General features: G+C 65.3%; 11 protein-coding genes and 1 pseudogene. 6 read left to right on the forward strand and 6 right to left on the reverse strand.

Annotated features, from left to right (window positions below; all coding sequences use genetic code 11):
• Position 1 precedes the first annotated feature (1 nt).
• Positions 2-1,105 carry a hypothetical protein gene (locus tag FHS97_RS02965; protein WP_184033126.1) on the reverse strand — a complete coding sequence of 368 codons (1,104 nt, stop codon included), beginning with the start codon at positions 1,103-1,105 and terminating at the stop codon, positions 2-4.
• On the reverse strand, positions 1,102-3,363 hold the full coding sequence (locus tag FHS97_RS02970) for an ATP-binding protein (RefSeq protein WP_184033127.1): 2,262 nt from the start codon (positions 3,361-3,363) through the stop codon (positions 1,102-1,104). Before FHS97_RS02970 ends, FHS97_RS02965 begins: the two co-directional genes overlap by 4 nt.
• Positions 3,364-3,845: 482 nt before the next feature.
• On the opposite strand from FHS97_RS02970, the pseudogene FHS97_RS17360 reads away from it, so the two are divergent.
• Positions 3,846-4,040 (forward strand): annotated as a pseudogene (locus tag FHS97_RS17360) (IS630-like element ISSpo6 family transposase); the annotation flags it as partial.
• Between the two features lie 86 nt (positions 4,041-4,126).
• Here the strand turns inward: FHS97_RS17360 and FHS97_RS02975 are convergent.
• Entirely contained in the window at positions 4,127-8,572 is a 4,446-nt protein-coding gene (locus FHS97_RS02975) for an NACHT domain-containing protein (protein WP_184033129.1), read from the reverse strand.
• 364 nt (positions 8,573-8,936) lie between these two features.
• The gene (locus FHS97_RS02980) at positions 8,937-9,128 is read right to left on the reverse strand and encodes a hypothetical protein (RefSeq protein ID WP_184033131.1); all 192 of its coding nucleotides are present in this window, start codon (positions 9,126-9,128) and stop codon (positions 8,937-8,939) included.
• Between FHS97_RS02980 and FHS97_RS02985 the strand changes: the two genes are divergently transcribed.
• From FHS97_RS02985 to FHS97_RS03005, 5 genes are all read left to right on the forward strand, one after another.
• Positions 9,127-11,418, forward strand: a complete 2,292-nt coding sequence (locus tag FHS97_RS02985; protein ID WP_425506277.1) for a TonB-dependent receptor — start codon at positions 9,127-9,129, stop codon at positions 11,416-11,418. The genes FHS97_RS02980 and FHS97_RS02985 overlap by 2 nt on opposite strands.
• Positions 11,419-11,486: 68 nt before the next feature.
• A complete protein-coding gene (locus FHS97_RS02990) occupies positions 11,487-12,233 on the forward strand; it encodes an SDR family NAD(P)-dependent oxidoreductase (RefSeq protein WP_184033135.1) in 747 nt (248 codons plus the stop codon).
• Positions 12,234-12,388: 155 nt separating this feature from the next.
• Positions 12,389-13,117 (forward strand): methionine ABC transporter ATP-binding protein, encoded by a 729-nt coding sequence (locus FHS97_RS02995; RefSeq protein WP_184033137.1) that lies wholly within the window; start codon positions 12,389-12,391, stop codon positions 13,115-13,117.
• Positions 13,114-13,779 (forward strand): methionine ABC transporter permease MetI, encoded by a 666-nt coding sequence (locus tag FHS97_RS03000; RefSeq protein WP_184033139.1) that lies wholly within the window; start codon positions 13,114-13,116, stop codon positions 13,777-13,779. Before FHS97_RS02995 ends, FHS97_RS03000 begins: the two co-directional genes overlap by 4 nt.
• An 8-nt stretch (positions 13,780-13,787) precedes the next feature.
• Entirely contained in the window at positions 13,788-14,582 is a 795-nt protein-coding gene (locus FHS97_RS03005; protein ID WP_184033141.1) for a MetQ/NlpA family ABC transporter substrate-binding protein, read from the forward strand.
• A 3-nt stretch (positions 14,583-14,585) separates the two neighbouring features.
• Here FHS97_RS03005 and FHS97_RS03010 read toward each other — a convergent pair whose 3' ends face one another.
• Together FHS97_RS03010 and FHS97_RS03015 are read right to left on the reverse strand one after the other, a co-directional pair.
• Entirely contained in the window at positions 14,586-15,644 is a 1,059-nt protein-coding gene (locus FHS97_RS03010; RefSeq protein WP_184033143.1) for a spore coat protein U domain-containing protein, read from the reverse strand.
• A gap of 47 nt (positions 15,645-15,691) precedes the next feature.
• Positions 15,692-16,219 (reverse strand): hypothetical protein, encoded by a 528-nt coding sequence (locus tag FHS97_RS03015; RefSeq protein ID WP_184033145.1) that lies wholly within the window; start codon positions 16,217-16,219, stop codon positions 15,692-15,694.
• Positions 16,220-16,381 lie beyond the last annotated feature (162 nt).

Genomic DNA, 16,381 nt, shown 5'->3' on the forward strand with positions numbered 1-16,381 from the left:
GTCAGCGCGCCGCCGGCTTGTTCATTGTTCGCACTTTGGCCGCAACCCGTTCGTCGAGCTCGTCGATACGAAGCGTTGGATGTTCGTGCTCGTAGCGGCCTGTCTGGACGCAATCCCAACAGATCCGCCGGGCGATGCGATAGCGTGGAACCGCGCCTTCGAACGCGCTTACCGAATGTCTGACCTCGGCACCGCGACGGCAGGAGGCACATGCGAAGGATATTTTCTCGTCGTCGCTTCGCGTCCATGGCGACCTCGCCGGCTCGAGTGAAAGTTCAAGCGCGGTGCCGAGCCGTTTGGCTCGCTCGAGCGCCGTCGTAGTGATTGGTCGCGTGCCTAACTTCTCTTCCAACCAAGCTTCGACACGGTGCGCCCACCAGCGTGGCCAACCCTCCGCAAGCTGGCCCGAATAGGCGAGACCCGCCTCGAAGAGCTTTGGTCGAACAGCCTCAAACGATGGCTGGGTGATCCCTAAGCGCGCCGCAGTGTCGGCATCGTCGAGGAGTAGCCCTGGCTTGTTGAACAGCTGCTTCAATAGGAAGCCGACGACTTGGTGCGGCGCTGACGCCGTTTCCACCGGCGTCCTTAGCTCCTGGAGGTCGGTGAAGGCCCGGTCCTCCTCCGAGGTGTCGAGAAACGTCTCCAAGCTGTAGGCCTGTTGCTGGGCCAGCGTCTCATAAGCGTTGGCGAGGCTGATGAGCTCGGTCTGCGCGCGTTTCGCATCGACACGGATCTGCTCCTTCACGAAGACCTTATCGAAAAGGTCGTGCGCCGTCCGATCCGGATCGAATAAACTCCTGATTTTCGTTTCTGCCGAAACCAAAACTATCGGAAAGTCCTCTGCCGGAGCGCTCACCGCTTTGTCGCGCAGATGCTGCGCAAGAGCGCTAGCTTTGAACGTCTTATTCGCTGCAAGGTCGCCAACTTCTTCGTCGAGACGATAATCGAGCGCTACAACGTCTGGATTACGTTCAAGGATTCGGTTAGCTAGAGACGCAATGTCGGTATCGACTAGGAAATGTTCAAAATCGAGAATGCACTGTCGGCTCAATAAGCGAGCATAGACTTTTTCCTTGTCGTCCACAAAGACACCGGTCTTGCTCATTCCTGCCGTCCCTCTTGTTCGCTCGCTTCCAGAAGGGTGATCTCGATCCTACAGCGGTAGCCGTCACTGGGCTCCGCAACCCGCGCAACACCGCCGTAACTGTTCGCGATATCCGACACAATCTTCAGGCCAAGGCCAGTACCGGGCCCGGCAACGCCATCATCCTCAACTCCGGTCGTCGTCGTAAAGAAGGCGTCAAACACGCGCTCCCGGTTCTCGGGTAGGATGCCCCCGCCATTGTCTTCAAAGCCAATCACGACATGCCGGCCGACGTGCCGCGCGTCCATGCGTACCCGCCGATCCGAAACCTTAGCTTTGCGCATAGATTTGATAGCATTGGTCAACAAATTGAGCAGAACGGTGTCGAACTCGCTCGAATGCATTGGTACGGTTCGCAGGTGCGAGGGCTGGACATCGGGTTCGTCGAACCGAATGTCTTGCTTGCGCATATATTCGCCGAACTGGCGAGTGAACCGTTCAAGCGCCCCGCGCACTGATAGAGTACGCAGCTCTCGGCTTTCAGTGCTAGACATCAGCCCGGCGATGTAGCCGCCGATGTCTAGCAGCCTGTCGGAGGCAGATGCCAGATCGTCTAGTTCATGGCCAAGTGCGCCTTTTTCCTCATCGTTTCGGAGGCCAGCAATAACGTCCCGGACGATCGCGAGATGCGCGAGGAAGTTGTCTTGGGCCCCTTTAACCTCATGGCCGAAGACGCTGATCGAGATGCCGAGCGAAGCTAAGATACGGAGCATCTCCTCGTATTCGAGCGACTCAGCCAGCTTCGCTTCGACCTGCTTTTCATAATCGGCGGCTGCCGCCTCAGCGGCTTTCAGCACCTCTTCACTATCAGATCCGCTGGCTTGTCCACCAATCCGGAGATGACGGATGAGTTGCGAGGGCTTCACGACAGAGACGAAGTCACGTTGTCCGGCGGTTACTTTGCGGTCCCGCTTAAAGCCCACTCGGCCCGCTGCCCAGATTAGCGCCTGCTGAAGAAATGTTTGGAGCTGCGTAAAAGCCTGGTTCTCGAGCAGACCCTCGCGGCTACTCGTCTCCTCGAACGCTGGATTTGCCGAAGAATCGAGCCGCACTTGGCCAAACCAGTTTCGGTTGTTTGACGGCAGAAGAATGGTGTTCCGCCTGGATGCCATATCGTCCAACCCGAGCCAGTCATCGCGCTCTTCGCCGTAAGGAAGAACTCGAAACCCATTGCGGTAGACCCGAATACCACCAAATTGGCGGCCCATCTGCGCAGCAGTCGCCTGCTTCATCCCAGACAACATGTCAGGCACGTAAATGAAGTAGCGAGCTTCGAACGAGAACGGGCCCGTTTGGTCCATGACCAAATCGAAAATCTCTGTGTCGTTGAGGTTGAGCTTGGCCGAAACCACATGCGCAGTGGCACGACCATGTTCATCGACAGACCCGGTGACGATGGCCGCTGCCCGCGCAAGAAAGTCCGATTCGATCGAAAATTTCTTGGTCTGCTCGGCTTGTGAGACGCCGTTGATGACGACTTGAAAACCTGGATCGGCGGTAGGGCTACCCGTCGTGCTCGGCTGCACCGGAGCTAGCTCGAAAGGCGGCTGCAGCAGGATCACGGAACGCCAGACCCGCTCGATGGCGGCGTCGGGCCATACGTCCCGCAGGTTGCGGATTTGGAGCAGAGTTCCTTGCTCTTCACTTTTCTTTTCAAATCGCTCGACGCCGCTGAAAATGTCTTGGAGATTTCGTCCTGGCTGGAAATCGCGCTCCCAGTCGAAATTGACCCTGTAACCTAGCGGGCTGCCGGCCGGCTTGCTAGCAAGCAAGAGCTGGCGACCGAGTCGCTGCACGGCGAAGCGCCCGATGCCTTTTCGGCCCGCGCGTACGCGGCCGAAGCGCGGTGAAGTCGGCTCATTCGCCTTTGCGGCAGTCGAGATGCGCATCCATGCGTCACGAATCACATCCTCGGTCATACCCGAACCATCGTCTTCGATCGTCAGCGCTCCACCGAGTCCGGCGTGTTTCTCGAACGTCAGCGTTACCTTTGACGCATCGGCGTCGAACGCATTCTTGATGAGCTCGGAAAGGGCCGTCTCTTGCTTGGCCACCAACTCTTCGCCAAGGCGCTGGATATGCGCCGCGTCGACGGAGAAGCGGATAAAATCGGGATCGGAGTCGACCACTTGGCGACTGGCGTGCTCAATCCGGTGCCAGTCCGGCTCGTCTTTCTCGAGTTCGGCTTGGATGATTTTCCGTAGTTCTGTGTCTTGCATCTTCAGCCGTCCCTAGCCCAGATTTATGCGTAACGGGCACAAAACCATGTCACGGTGACAGGAGTGGCTATAAGTGCATGCGAAACTCGTAGAGGGCTGTAAGAATGGCAACACCCGAAAAAAATGCCGACCAGAACGTACCGCAGCGGTTGAGCGACCTCCTCGACCGCGTTCTCGTCCGGGCCGAGAACGGATACTCGGTACAGGACGAGTTACACAAGATGGTAAGTACGCTCGAGGGTTCGCAATGGACGAATCTGCTTGCCCGTGCTCAGGGTTCGGTAGGGCTGGTGAACTCCACCACAGATGGCAGTTCAGCGCGGGCGGAGGCGTATGCAGCCGTGACGTCTCTCAAGCGGGAGCTTCGCAGTTTGGCATCAAACGCTCAGAGTGTTTGATGCTGGCCGCCATGCGGCACGGCTAGCAGGCCGGCAAATCATAGGTTCGCGAGCGCGACACTTCTGCCAGCGCCTTAGGGCCCCGCGCCCTTCGGTCACTGGGTCACGCAAACCTTCATCGCCGGTCTGCGCTGTGACGGCCTGACTGCACCTGGGCTCATCGACCGGCCGATCAACCGTGAGGTCTTCGAAAGCTGGATCGAAACGCCGCTCGCCGCCGCCTCGTCGCGCGGTGACGTCGTGATCTTCGGCAGGCTTTCCAGTCACAAGAGTCCGAGATCCTAATCATGCAGTCATACAGCTGGACCTGCCTGCGCGAGAGCAGTTTCGACCGCGATGCCTACCTGCCGCGTGGTCAATCGCAGTCACATCTCGACATCGGCATCCTCCTCGTCGTCCGCCACCCCGTCGGCATCCCCCCCGAGCAGGATCGCGCGCTGACGACGCGAAGGCTTTTCGAACGTCTCGAACCTCGGAAGCGCCTGAAGTGTAGCACTGTTTGAATGGAACAGCCGGGTGAAGGCCCGGCGCCCGCCAAAACCATCGCTGTGCAATTCACCGAACACGCTTTTCTCGCCCGCCACCGCCCATATCGCGACCAGCTCCTCACGCGCGAGCATGTCGAGGAACGCGACGCGGTCGACCAAGGCCGCATTACGTCCGACGCGATACACCGTCGGATCCATGAATACCACTTCGCCTGCGGCATTGCGGTATTCGATCGATTGGCCGTCGGAGAGGCGCAGGCCGAGCGCGTCCATCAGCCAGCTGGCGGGCAGGTTGAGGGTGATGTTCTGGGTAATCGAATAATCATAGCCGGTGCTCTCCGCTGTGTATTCAGCGGTGGGCGGCCGCACGGCCAAGGCTGGCGCCTGCCAGTCGCCGCCATTAGGCCGCCATTTGATCCAACCATCGTCGCTGCGGTCGGGCCAAGCCCAGGGATGTTCGCCTAGATGCATATAATAGCCGTCGGCACCGCCGACCGGCATGTCGTGATGCCCGGTCATGTGGATGCCCTCAAGACGGGCGATCAGCTGTCCGAGGTCGGCGGCGCGGAGAATAGTGCAGCCGATCCTGCGCCAAGATTCCGAGCGAACCTGGTCGCGATCCTCCTCCCATAGCTCAAACCCATTGAGCACGAGCCATTGACGACCGTCCCGATCGACGACCTCGACATTTTCCGCGCCGTCGAGCATCGCCGCGCTGGAATTGAGCCAGGCCAGCGCCTCGCCGGGCGTGGCGGCGTCGATGGTCGGAGCATAAGGCGCCCAGAAGCTTGCCTCGCGCGGGCGGCGCCAGCCATCGTCTTCGGTGCGCTCGCGCAGCATCGACGGGTCGATGTCGCGCAACCGGCTTGGTCCATCCTCTTCCTCGCCGGGCAGCACCGCGAGATTGTCTTCCATCCGCGCCGCGAGTTCATAGGTCGCGAGCCATTGGTACTTCTTGCCGATCCGCTCGACCTCGTGGCTGTTGCGGCCGGTTCCGATGCGCCGGTCGAATTCCTGGTGCAGCGCCTCGGACCAGCCGAGGTCGTGCGCGCGCCACGTCACCCAGCGGCGCGCCCAGGCCAGGTTGAACTCGGCCGGCCCACGCGCCGCAAAGCCCTGGTACATGCCTTCGTCGCGCCAGCTCTCGGCGCGCGCGCGCCAGTCCTCAAACCGTTCGGGACCGATGGCGTCGCGAAAGGCGCGCTTCGCGGCGCGGAGGTCGTCGCGCCGGTCCGCATGGACTGGCCCGTTCCGCTCTCCCTTAATCGCAGCGACCGCGGCCTGGAGCGTGTCGTAGGCGGCAAGCTCCGCCTCGCTCGCGCCGGTAGTGAAATCGGCAAGCCACTGGTCCCTCAAATCCTTCGCGGTGGGCAGCGGGTCGGTGCCGCGTGGTGCTGGGCTGAAGCGGCGAGCGACCGGATCGAGGATATAGCGCGCGAAGTCACCGTCCTTGAGCGAAGCGACGATCGTGTCGCGATGGCGCTCGCCATCTTTGCCATAAGCGACCTTAAACGCCTCCATCTGGTCCTCGGAGATTTTCTCGATCGGCCAAGCGCTCGAGAAGGGCGGGCTGGTCGACGCCAAGTCGAGTTCCGCCGGCAGCGCGCCCTGTGCCGCGGCATAGCCGATCAGGCCTGAGGCGTGGTCGCGGAGCAGCTTGTTGGCGGGCGGACTGCCACCGGCGAACAGGTCGGCGTGCAACATCCCGGCGACGGCGCGCAGCTCCTCCATTCTCCAGCGCCCCTGCATCCCAGCGCCGAACAGTGCGGCGGTGAGCCGCTCGACGACGTACAGGTCGTCGAGCCCGGCGAAGGCCCGCCAAACCTGTGTCGCCAGCGCGGCGCGGTTGGCGAACAGCACGACCAGCGCCTTAGTCGCCTTGTCGCGCAACGCTCGGCGCGTCGCAGTGAGGAACCAGGCGACCTGCGTCGCGGCGAGCTCCGCACGTTCGTCGGCGATGCCGTCAGGGTCGGCCGCGCGGACCCAGTCGATCAGATGGAACGCCGCATCGGGCGATTGGGCGAGGTGGATCGTCCAGCGCGCATCGCGTCCGCCCATCGACAGCGCGCGAAGCTCGGCGTCGAGATGCCGCACATTGTTGGGGTGGCCGGGCTCGGTGGCAAGGGTGATCAGCGTATCATAGCGCAGGGCATCACCGCCGATCGCATCGACCAATTCCCAGGTTCGCGCGGTGAACGCCTCGAGGCGGCGCGCCGGGAGGCTCTGCACAAACGCATGGTCGGGCTCGAGCGCAGCCGGCAGGCCGGGAAGGTCGGGCAGCTCGATCCCGAAGCCCTCGGGCAATTGCACTGCCAGCGCCTCGAGAAGACCGGGCACTATCAAGCTATCGTCATCGTCGAGCGCCGCGCGCAAGGGCGTTCCCGCCGCGCACAGTCCGGCCGCGCCGCTGCCACCGCTACGCGCGAGAAGGTCCGCCGCGACCGCATGGTCGCCCATCCGCTCAAAGGTGAACCGCACCGCCTGGACGATTCCGCCAGAGGCGGTGAACATCGGATCGACTGCAAGCATCCCTTCATTCTCGAGCTGGAAGAGCAGATCCTCATCGGCCGACCGACCCGGATGGACGGCGCGGACGATCGCCTCGGCACGGTCGAGCGGGATGTCCGCGCGGCCGGTGTCGGCCATCTCGCGCGCCAGCCCGGCGAGCGCCTGCGCGGCCGGACTGCGGCCGGGCGGCACCTTCAGCTGGCGCTGCACACGGCGGGCCACCGCGTCGGTATAGGCGCGGAAGATTTCAGTAACGCCGCCGAGTCCACGTGCCAGCAGCGCCTCGCCCTCGAACTCAAGCGCGTCGCAATATAGCCGTAGGAACAAGGGGATGCGGAACTCTCCAGCCTGGAGCGGCGTCTCGGGCAAGGTCATCCCGCGCTGTCGCAGATAGGCGCGCACTTCCCCGACCGAAAAGCCGCGATGCTCGATCCGCGGCAGTTTCGCGGCGTCAAGCGTGTCAGGAATCACCAGCTCGAGATAGGTGGTGCGGCACGAAAGGACGACGGCAATCCAGGGAAATTGCTTGATGTCGTGGAGCAGACCCGCGAGCCGCTCGGGCCAGATCGCCTGTCCGTTCTTCTCGTTGAGCGCGTCTACCGCGATCAGGGTGCGCACTCCCGCCGCTTCGCCCGCGGCATTGAGCGCGCCGAGGAATTGGCTGACCTCGAGATGGCGGGGAAGGTCGAGCCCTTTGAGGATCTGGCTCCAGGGTTCGTCGTCGGCGAGCGTGCCGCCCAGCACCATCAATGCCGGACAGCCCGCCGCCAGCTGATGCGCGCAGGCGTCTGCGAGGAGATGCGACTTGCCGCTGCCGGCGTCGCCGTGGACCAGCAGCGACCACCGGTCCAGCAGCGCCCAGTGCGGTAGGCGAAGCTCGGTCAGGATGCCGCGAAGCCGCGCCGCCAGGTCCGACACTGCTCCCATCGCTTTGCTCGGATCTCGCTCGCCATTGGCGGCATCCAGCTCATCATGCAGCGCAAATGCCGCATCGGCGGCGGCGCGCACCGCCTCGCATAGCGAAGCGGCCGGCACGATGCGGGACCGGCCGGCGGCATGGAGCGCCGCGGCAGCGGCATCGCACGCGTCCGCAACGGTCGTCCCGACAATCGGGAACGCCTCGCCAGCAGCGCGGCGGATCGCATCGCCGAGCTCACCCAACTCGACGAAGAAGGCTGGATCGCCGGTGACGGCCCGGATCGCGCGTCCGATCGCGAGATCGATATGGCCTTCGGGGTCGTAGCGCTCCCCGAGCCCGGCCTTGGCGCGCATAAACTTGCCGGCGAACCAGTCTTGGGTGAAGAGCTGCCGGTCGAACCAGAAGGCGACGCGCCCTGCGGCGCGCGGGTTGTTGCTGGTCAGCCGCTGCCGCAGGGCATGCGCGTCCCAGCGCTCGATCTCGATCGTCCGCCCGACCGTTCCCGCCTGCGCGATCCGCTCGGCGCGCCAGGCGTCCCATTTTTCCAGCGCAGTCGTCGTGCCGTCCTTGCGGGCATCGGCAAGGTCGAAGGGGAAGCAGGCGATGAACTTGCGCATCTTGGGATGCTTGACCAGCGCGGTGTCGAGCGACTTGCCGAGCGAGCGCAGCATCGAGTCGATGTCCCAGTAGAACTTGACCTGCCAACCGATCTCCGAGCCGTCGGCGAGCGTCTCGAAACATTCGACGCCAGCATCGCCCCCGCGTCCCTTGCGGTCGAACCGCACCCGATCGGACGACGCCTCGTCCGAAGCGAGCTGGCAGCACAGCTCTTCGAAGGCGTCCGCCTGGTTGCCGTGCAGGCGGATCTCTTTGAAATCAATATCGGGCAGAGACATATCGGTTCCTCGGCAAGCCTCATCATTTAAGGACGCAATGAGCTGCCATAAAGGTCCCGGGCGCAGGGCATTGGGGCGCTTCCGATAGGGAGCTACACTTGCCGAACGTAGGCATTCTTGCTGTCCGCCTATGGCAGCATCAGCTCAAAAAGCGGCGTTGCTGGAAACGGCCCAATCTCTGTCGTTCTCCGGTGCGGGTCGGGCAGACGGCGGATGTCGAGTATTGGCAAAATCTGCCGTTCAACCCTTCGCTAGGAAACGGCAGAAATGTCCCAAAATCGGGATCTAGAGGGCTATAGCGTAGACATAGTGCTCATCCGGGTCTGGCGCGGCCCGCCACTTAGCCCGTTAAAACGATCGTTGATCAGGCCGGCAGGTCACGGGCCGGCACATATCCTCGCCGCTTTTCGTCACGGGGGCGCTGCGGCATCTGCTCGCTGTTACTCACCGCCGGCCTCATTCCTTCGGTCAAAGGCGCTTGTAGAAACAGCACCTTGGCAATCTGATATTGATTCGCATTACGATCATGCGTAGCCCGCCGCAAAAAGGGGGCCATGATGAAGTTCTTTTCCTGTCTGCTCTGCACCACCGGCTTGATCGTCGCATCGCCGGGCCATGCGCAACAGACGCAAGCCACCGCAGTGGCAGACACGCAGCCGGACGACATCATCGTCACCGGCGAGAAATCGCACCGGACGCTTCAGCAGACCACCACCAGCGTCGCGGTGACCACGCCCGAACGCATCAGGCAGGAGAACATCCTGACCGTGCAGGATGTCTACAACCGCACTGCCAACGTCTCGGAAACCTATGGCGCGGCGGGCTTCACGATCCGTGGCATCAACAATCAGGGCATCGGCGCGGGCGGGAACGCAGATACCGCGACCGTCTATGTCGACGGTGCGCCGATCCCGCGACTGGCGCTGTTCGGGGGGCCGACCGACCTGTGGGATGTCGAGCAGGTCGAGGTGCTGCGCGGGCCGCAGTCGACCATCCAGGGGCTGAACGCGCTGGCCGGCGCGGTGGTGCTGACCACGCGCGACGCCTCCGTCACCGATTACGGCGCGGATGGGCGCGTGATGTGGACCAATCAAGACGATCGCACCTTTTCGGCGGCGATCGGCGGGCCGTTGATCCGCGACGAGCTCGGCGTCCGCGTGTCGGCGGAGCGTCGCGCCGATCGCGGGTTGATCCGCAACGTGACGCGCGGCGGCTATGACGACAAGCTGGCGCTGCTCAACCTGCGCGGCAAACTCCGCTGGACGCCGCAGGCGCTGCCCGGGCTCGACGTGCGCGCGAGCTACAATCGCGTGCGGCGCGACGGCGGCTATCTCTACGAATATACCGAACTGACGACGCCCGACTTCTACAAGCATCGTCAGTCGAGCAACGACCAGCGGAACCGCGGCTATATCAGGTCGGACATCGCCGTGCTGAACATCGGCTACGAGATCGCGCCGCGCGTGCGCCTGTCGGGGGTGACATCGTTCAACCGCACCGCGACCCTCGCGCTGGCCGACGGCGACGGCACTGCGGCCGACGTGCAATATATCAACAACGACAGCCGCTACCGGACGTGGACGCAGGAGCTGCGGCTCAACTACGATGGCGAGCGGCTGAGCGGCGTGCTGGGTGCCTGGGCGTACCGACGCGCGGGCCTGTACGATGCCAACAGCCGCGTGAACATCGTTACGCCGGTCGCCACGATCACCCAATTGCTGCAAGGCGGCGGCTTTCCCGCGGCAACCGCGCGGCAGATCGCCACCGCCTATGTCGCCGTGCTGCCGCAGATCCCGGTCCGCTACGTCGCCGACCAGCCGATGCGCGTTCGCAATGCGGCGTTGTTCGGCGACGCGCGACTGCGCGTCACCGATCGCCTCTCGCTGATCGGCGGCTTCCGCTACGATCACGAGGACAATCGCTACGGCGCGGAAACGACCGCAACCTTCAACGGCACCTTGCCCGCGCCGACCGTGTTCGCGGCCGCCGGGACGCCGCTCCATCGCGCGGTGATCGCGATCAACCGCGGCGTGCTGGCGCTCGTCGCGCAGGCGGCGTCGGCGCGCGCCAGCAACGCCCGCAGCTTCGACGCCTTCCTGCCCAAAGCCGGCATCAGCATGGAATGGACGCCGGAGCTGACCACCGCCGTCACGGTGCAGCGCGCCTATCGCTCGGGCGGGTCGAGCCAGAATATCGCGCGGGCGACATTGACCCCCTATGATCCCGAATATAGCTGGAATTACGAAGGCGCGCTGCGATCGCGCTGGCTCGACGGGCGGCTGACGATCAATGCCAACGTCTTCTACGTCGATTGGCGCGACCAGCAGACCAACGCGTTCTTCGGGCTCAACGCCTTCGACTATAGTACCGTCAACGCCGGCAAATCGCATCTGTACGGTGGCGAGCTGGAGGTGCTCGGACGCGTCAATCGCCTGCTCGACGCCTATGTCTCGGCCGGGCATGTGCGCACGCGCTTCGATCGCTTCGCGCTGCCGGCCGGCGCGACCAGCATCATCGATCTGACCGGGTCGCAATTCCCCTATGCACCGCGCTGGACGCTGGCGGGCGGCGTCAACGCACGCGCCGGAGCGATCACCGGCAACGTCAACGCCAATTACCGCAGCGGCGTCTATACCGACGTGGGCGTCGCGCAGGGGCAGAACCGCCTGCCGGGCCGGACGGTGGTCAATGCCCGGATCGGCTACGACGCCGGACGGTGGACGGTGTTCGCGTTCGCGCGCAACCTGCTGGATGCCGATTATCTGCAATATCGCGGCCCGGACGGCCGGCGCGGCATCGTCGGCGATCCGCAGACGTTGGGGGCGGGGCTGGAAATGCATCTGTGATCGTTGCAGATCGCGCCCATGGTCACGCGCCGCCGATCATGGTGGCACGGCGCACGGGAGACGGACGGATGAAGACGGCGATTGTCACGGGTGCCACCTCGGGGATCGGTCAGGCGACGACCCGCGCGCTGGCGGACGCGGGCTGGCAGGTGATCGCGACCGGACGTCGTGCCGACCGGCTTGCCGCATTGGCCGATGCGTTCGGTGACCGCGTGCATGCCGCCGTCTTCGACGTCCGCGACGAAGCGGCGCGCGATGCCGCGCTCGACGCTCTGCCGGCGCGGTTCCGCGACATCGACCTGCTCGTCAACAATGCCGGGCTCGCGCTCGGCACCGCGCCGGCGCAGAAGGCCGATCTCGATCAATGGCGGACGATGATCGATACCAATGTCACCGCACTCGTGTCGATCACGCACCGGTTGCTGGCGGGGCTGATCGCGCGCAAGGGCGGGATCGTCAACATCGCGTCGGTGGCCGGGACGTACCCGTATCCGGGCGGGAACGTCTATGGCGGCACCAAGGCGTTCGTGCAGCAATTCACGCTTAACCTGCGCTCGGACCTGCACGGCACCGGAGTGCGCGTCAGCGCGATCGATCCGGGGATGGTCGAAACCGAATTCACCTTGGTGCGGACCGGCGGCGACCAGGGCGCGTCCGATACGCTGTATGCCGGCGCGACGCCGATGACCGCCGAGGATATCGCGGCGACCGTGCTGTGGATCGCGACGCTGCCGCCGCATCTGAACGTCAACCGGCTGGAATTGATGCCGGTCAGCCAGTCGTTCGCGGGCTTTCAGGTCGCGCGCGGCGGCTGACGCCGCAAGCTGGGCTAGGCGGGCTCGAAGGCGAATTTCCTCCCGGCGTGCGCCTCGAGCGGCTATTACGCAGCCGAAATGAAACCCTCCGCGTGTTGCCACGATCATCCGCCGCGATCCCGCCCGCTTGCTGCCGCGCAGGTGGCGGTGGCGGCATGATCGTGCTGGAGCAGGTGTCGAAGCGGTTTGCGGACGGCACGGTCGCGCTGGACGCTATCTCGCTGACGATCCCGCGGGGCGCGGTCTTCGGGATCATCGGCCGCTCGGGCGCGGGCAAGTCGACGCTGCTGCGGCTGTTTAACGGATTGGAGCGGCCGAGCGCGGGTGTGGTGCGCGTCGACGGGCAGTCGCTCGAAGCGACCGGAGCCGCCGGACTGCGCGCGGTGCGGCGACGCGTGGGGATGATCTTCCAGTCGTTCGGGCTGCTCGCCAATCGCACCCTCGCGGGCAATGTCGCGCTGCCGCTCGAACTCGCCGGCGTCTCCACTGTCGAGCGGCGCGCGCGGGTGGCGGAGCTGCTCGAACGTGTCGGTCTGGCGGACAAGGCCGGCGTCTATCCTGCGCATCTGTCGGGCGGACAGCGGCAGCGGATCGGGATCGCGCGTGCGCTCGCCTCCCGGCCCGACGTGCTGTTGTGCGACGAGGCGACCAGCGCGCTCGACCCGGAGACGACGCGCGCGGTGCTGACCCTGCTCGGCGACCTCAACCGCGAACTCGGGCTGACGATCGTGTTGATTACGCATGAGATGTCGGTGGTGCGCGCGGTCTGCACGCAGGTGGCGGTGCTCGACCGCGGGCGTGTGGTCGAAAGCGGCACGGTCGATGCGGTGCTCGGCGGCGCCCGTCATGCCGCGACGCTCGCGCTGCTGGGGGATGCGGCGTGAGCGGGCTGTTCGCGCATGTCGTGTGGGGCGATGTCGCGATCGCGACGCGCGAGACGCTGGTGATGCTCGCCGCGTCGCTGTTGCTGACGATCCTTTCCGGCGTGCCGCTGGGCGTGCTGCTGTTTCTCACCGACCGCGGGCAGCTGGCGGAGCGCGCGTGGCTCAATCGGCTGGCGGGGTCGGTGGTGAACGTGCTGCGCTCGATCCCGTTCGTGATCCTGTTGATCGTGATGATTCCGGTGACGCTGCGGATCGTCGGCACGTCGCTGGGGGTGGCGGGGGCGATCCCGCCGCTCGTCGTCGCGGCCGCCCCCTTCTATGCGCGGCTGGTCGAGCAGGCACTGCGCGACGTGCCGCGCACCACGATAGAGGCGGCGCAGGCGATGGGGGCAACGCGCTGGCAAATCGTCACCAAAGCGCTGCTGCCCGAGGCACTTCCGGGGCTCGTGTCCGGGGCGACCGTGACTGCGGTCGCGCTCGTCTCCTTCACCGCCATGGCGGGGGTCGTCGGGGCCGGCGGGCTCGGCGATCTCGCGATCCGCTACGGTTATCAGCGCTTCCAGACCGACGTCATGCTGGTCACGGTCGTGCTGATGGTCGTGCTCGTCCAGCTCATCCAATATGGCGGCGACCAGCTGGCGCGCCGCCTCGACCATCGTTGAGGATCATCATGCTGCATCGCCGCCTGCTCCTGTCGTCCGTGCCCGCGCTCCTGCTGGCCGCGTGCGGGGCAAAGGACAGCACGCCCAATCGCCTGACCGTCGCCGCCACGGCGGTGCCGCATGCCGCGATCCTCGAACAGGCCAGGCCGCTGCTCGCGAAGGAGGGCGTGACGCTGGAGGTGCGCGTCTTCAACGACTATGTGCAGCCGAACGTGCAGGTCGATCAGGGGCAGATCGACGTCAACTACTTCCAGACCAAGCCGTATCTCGACGAGTTCAACCGCGCGCACGGCACGCGGCTGGTGCCGGTCGCGGCGGTGCATGTCGAGCCGCTGGGGGGCTATTCGCGGCGCTGGAAGAGCATCGCCGCGCTGCCAGCCGGAGCAAGCGTCGCGCTCTCCAACGATGCGAGCAACGGCGGGCGGGCGCTGCTGCTCTTGCAGCAGGCCGGGCTGATCCGGCTGAGGAACCCCGCCGATCCGCTCCCGACGTTGCGCGATATCGTCGTCAATCCCAAGAGGTTACAATTCCGCGAGCTGGAAGCGGCGACCGTGCCGCGGGTGCTGGGTGAGGTGGATCTCGCGCTGATCAACACCAATTATGCGCTCGATGCCGGGCTGAACCCGGTGCGCGACGCCTTGGTGATCGAGGACCGGAAGTCACCCTATGTCAATTACGTCGTCGGACGCCCGGGAGCGGAAAAAGACGCGCGCGTGCGCAAGCTGGTGGCTGCCTTGCACAGTGCGCAGACGCGTGCGTTCATCCAGCGGACCTATAACGGCGCGGTTTTACCGGCCTTCTGATTGCTATCGAACCGTCACGGGGACCGAAAAGTCGAGTGTCGCCCCGGCCGGGACCCGGCCGCGGGGGCGAAAGCGGATCGCGTTGGTCAGTCCGGCGGTCGCGCCGGGCACGTAGGTCCAGGTCAGCCCCTGATCGGCGGAGAAGTCGACATCGTCGCTCGTGCTTGCCGGCCCGTCATAGCTGAGCGCGACCGCATTGCCCGACGGGGTCATCGCGAAGCTCACCAGCCCGGCCGACGTGCCGTCGCCGTCGAGCGCGAGCGTCTGGAGCGGCGCGATCGGCATCACCACGGTGACGTTGCCGTCGGTCGCGACGATGTCGGGGTTGTTGAGCTGGACGCTGACCCGGCGCTTGCCGCCCGGCACTGCCTTGGGGAAGCTGGTGCCGTTGACCGGATCCCAGGTGGTTCTCCCGCTGGCGGTGAGCACCAACTTGCGCGCCGCGACGGTCAGCGTGATGTCGACGATCGTGGTGGCGGTGTCCTTCTCCAGCCCGAGGATGCACGCGCCAAGCGCGCCGATCCCCTGGCAGATGTACCAGTCCCATTTGATCGTCAGGCGATCGGTGTAGACGCCCTCCGCCAGTCCGGCGGTGGCGAGCGGGCGGACGAAGAAGGGCAGCTCGGCCGAGGTGCCGCCGAGCAGCCCGAGCAGGTTCAGCAGATCGCCCTGCATGTAATCGACCGTGCCGTTGTTGGCGATCGGCACGCTGTTGTTGGGATCGGCCGACAGCGCATAGGAGAGCGTCGGCGCGCCGGCGGTGGCCGGGGCGAGCTTGAGCGCATTGCGGCTCTGGAACGTCGCCTTGATGTAATTGCCGCTCAACACCTTGAGCAGCCCCGGCGTGCAGACGAGCCCGGCGCGGCTGCGCAACGCCGGCACCGCGCCGGTGGTGGCGACGGCGGCGGGCGAGAAGCTGCCGAGATCGGTCGCGGTCAGCGCGGTGGCGGTGCAGGCGGCGGCGAGCGCAGGCGTCGCGCCGAACGCCCCGAGGACCGCCGTCAGCGCGAGCAGGAGCGCGCGGCACAGGGTCGACGATCGGGACGGGATGGCGCGGGACATCATGCTCTCAAGCCGCTAGGCAGGCCGCTACCCTAAGAGCGGAGTAACTAAGATATCGTGAAAGCCTCGCGGTTTTCGGCGCGGTCGAGCGTGGCGAGCGCATGGGCGGTAGCGCGGCGGGTCGCGGCATCGGGGGCTTGCCGGTGCTCGGCGACGCGCAGCCAATGCCGCCCGAGCGCCGCAAAGCCCAGCGTCCCGGCGAGGCCGGCGATACGATGCGCCTCGGCGGCCAGCCGCGCGTCATAGGGCGCATCGAGCACCGCCTTCAGCGCGCAGCGCAGGCCCTGCAGCAGCCTCGTGACCGCCGCCGTACCGAACGTCGCGTCAAGCCGCTCGATCGTGGCGAGCCGCTCGGCGTGGCGCCATTCGGCGACGGCAGCGGGCAAGTCCGCCCCGAGCCGGCGGAGGTCGATGGCGGCGACATAGCCGCGTGCGCTCCAGTCGGTCGCCGCGATCCACTCCCGCGACGCGATGGCAAGGGCGGGCGTGACACGATCGAGCAGCAGCGCACGCAGCTCCGCCGGATCCGCTTCATCAGCCGCGTGCAGCAGGATGTCATCGTCTCCGACGACCACGGCCGAAGCGGCGCAGCGCCGGAAGCGCCAACCGCGATGCCCCGCGAGCCTCGCCGCCTCGCGGATAGCATCCGAGATGGAGTCAATCAGTACAATCATCCTATGCTATGTTACTCAGTTACTTGGGTTTTGGTTGCAATTGCATCTGGACAACGGGGGAGG

It is taken from the genome of Sphingomonas endophytica (genome assembly GCF_014199415.1).
Lineage (GTDB): Bacteria > Pseudomonadota > Alphaproteobacteria > Sphingomonadales > Sphingomonadaceae > Sphingomonas > Sphingomonas endophytica.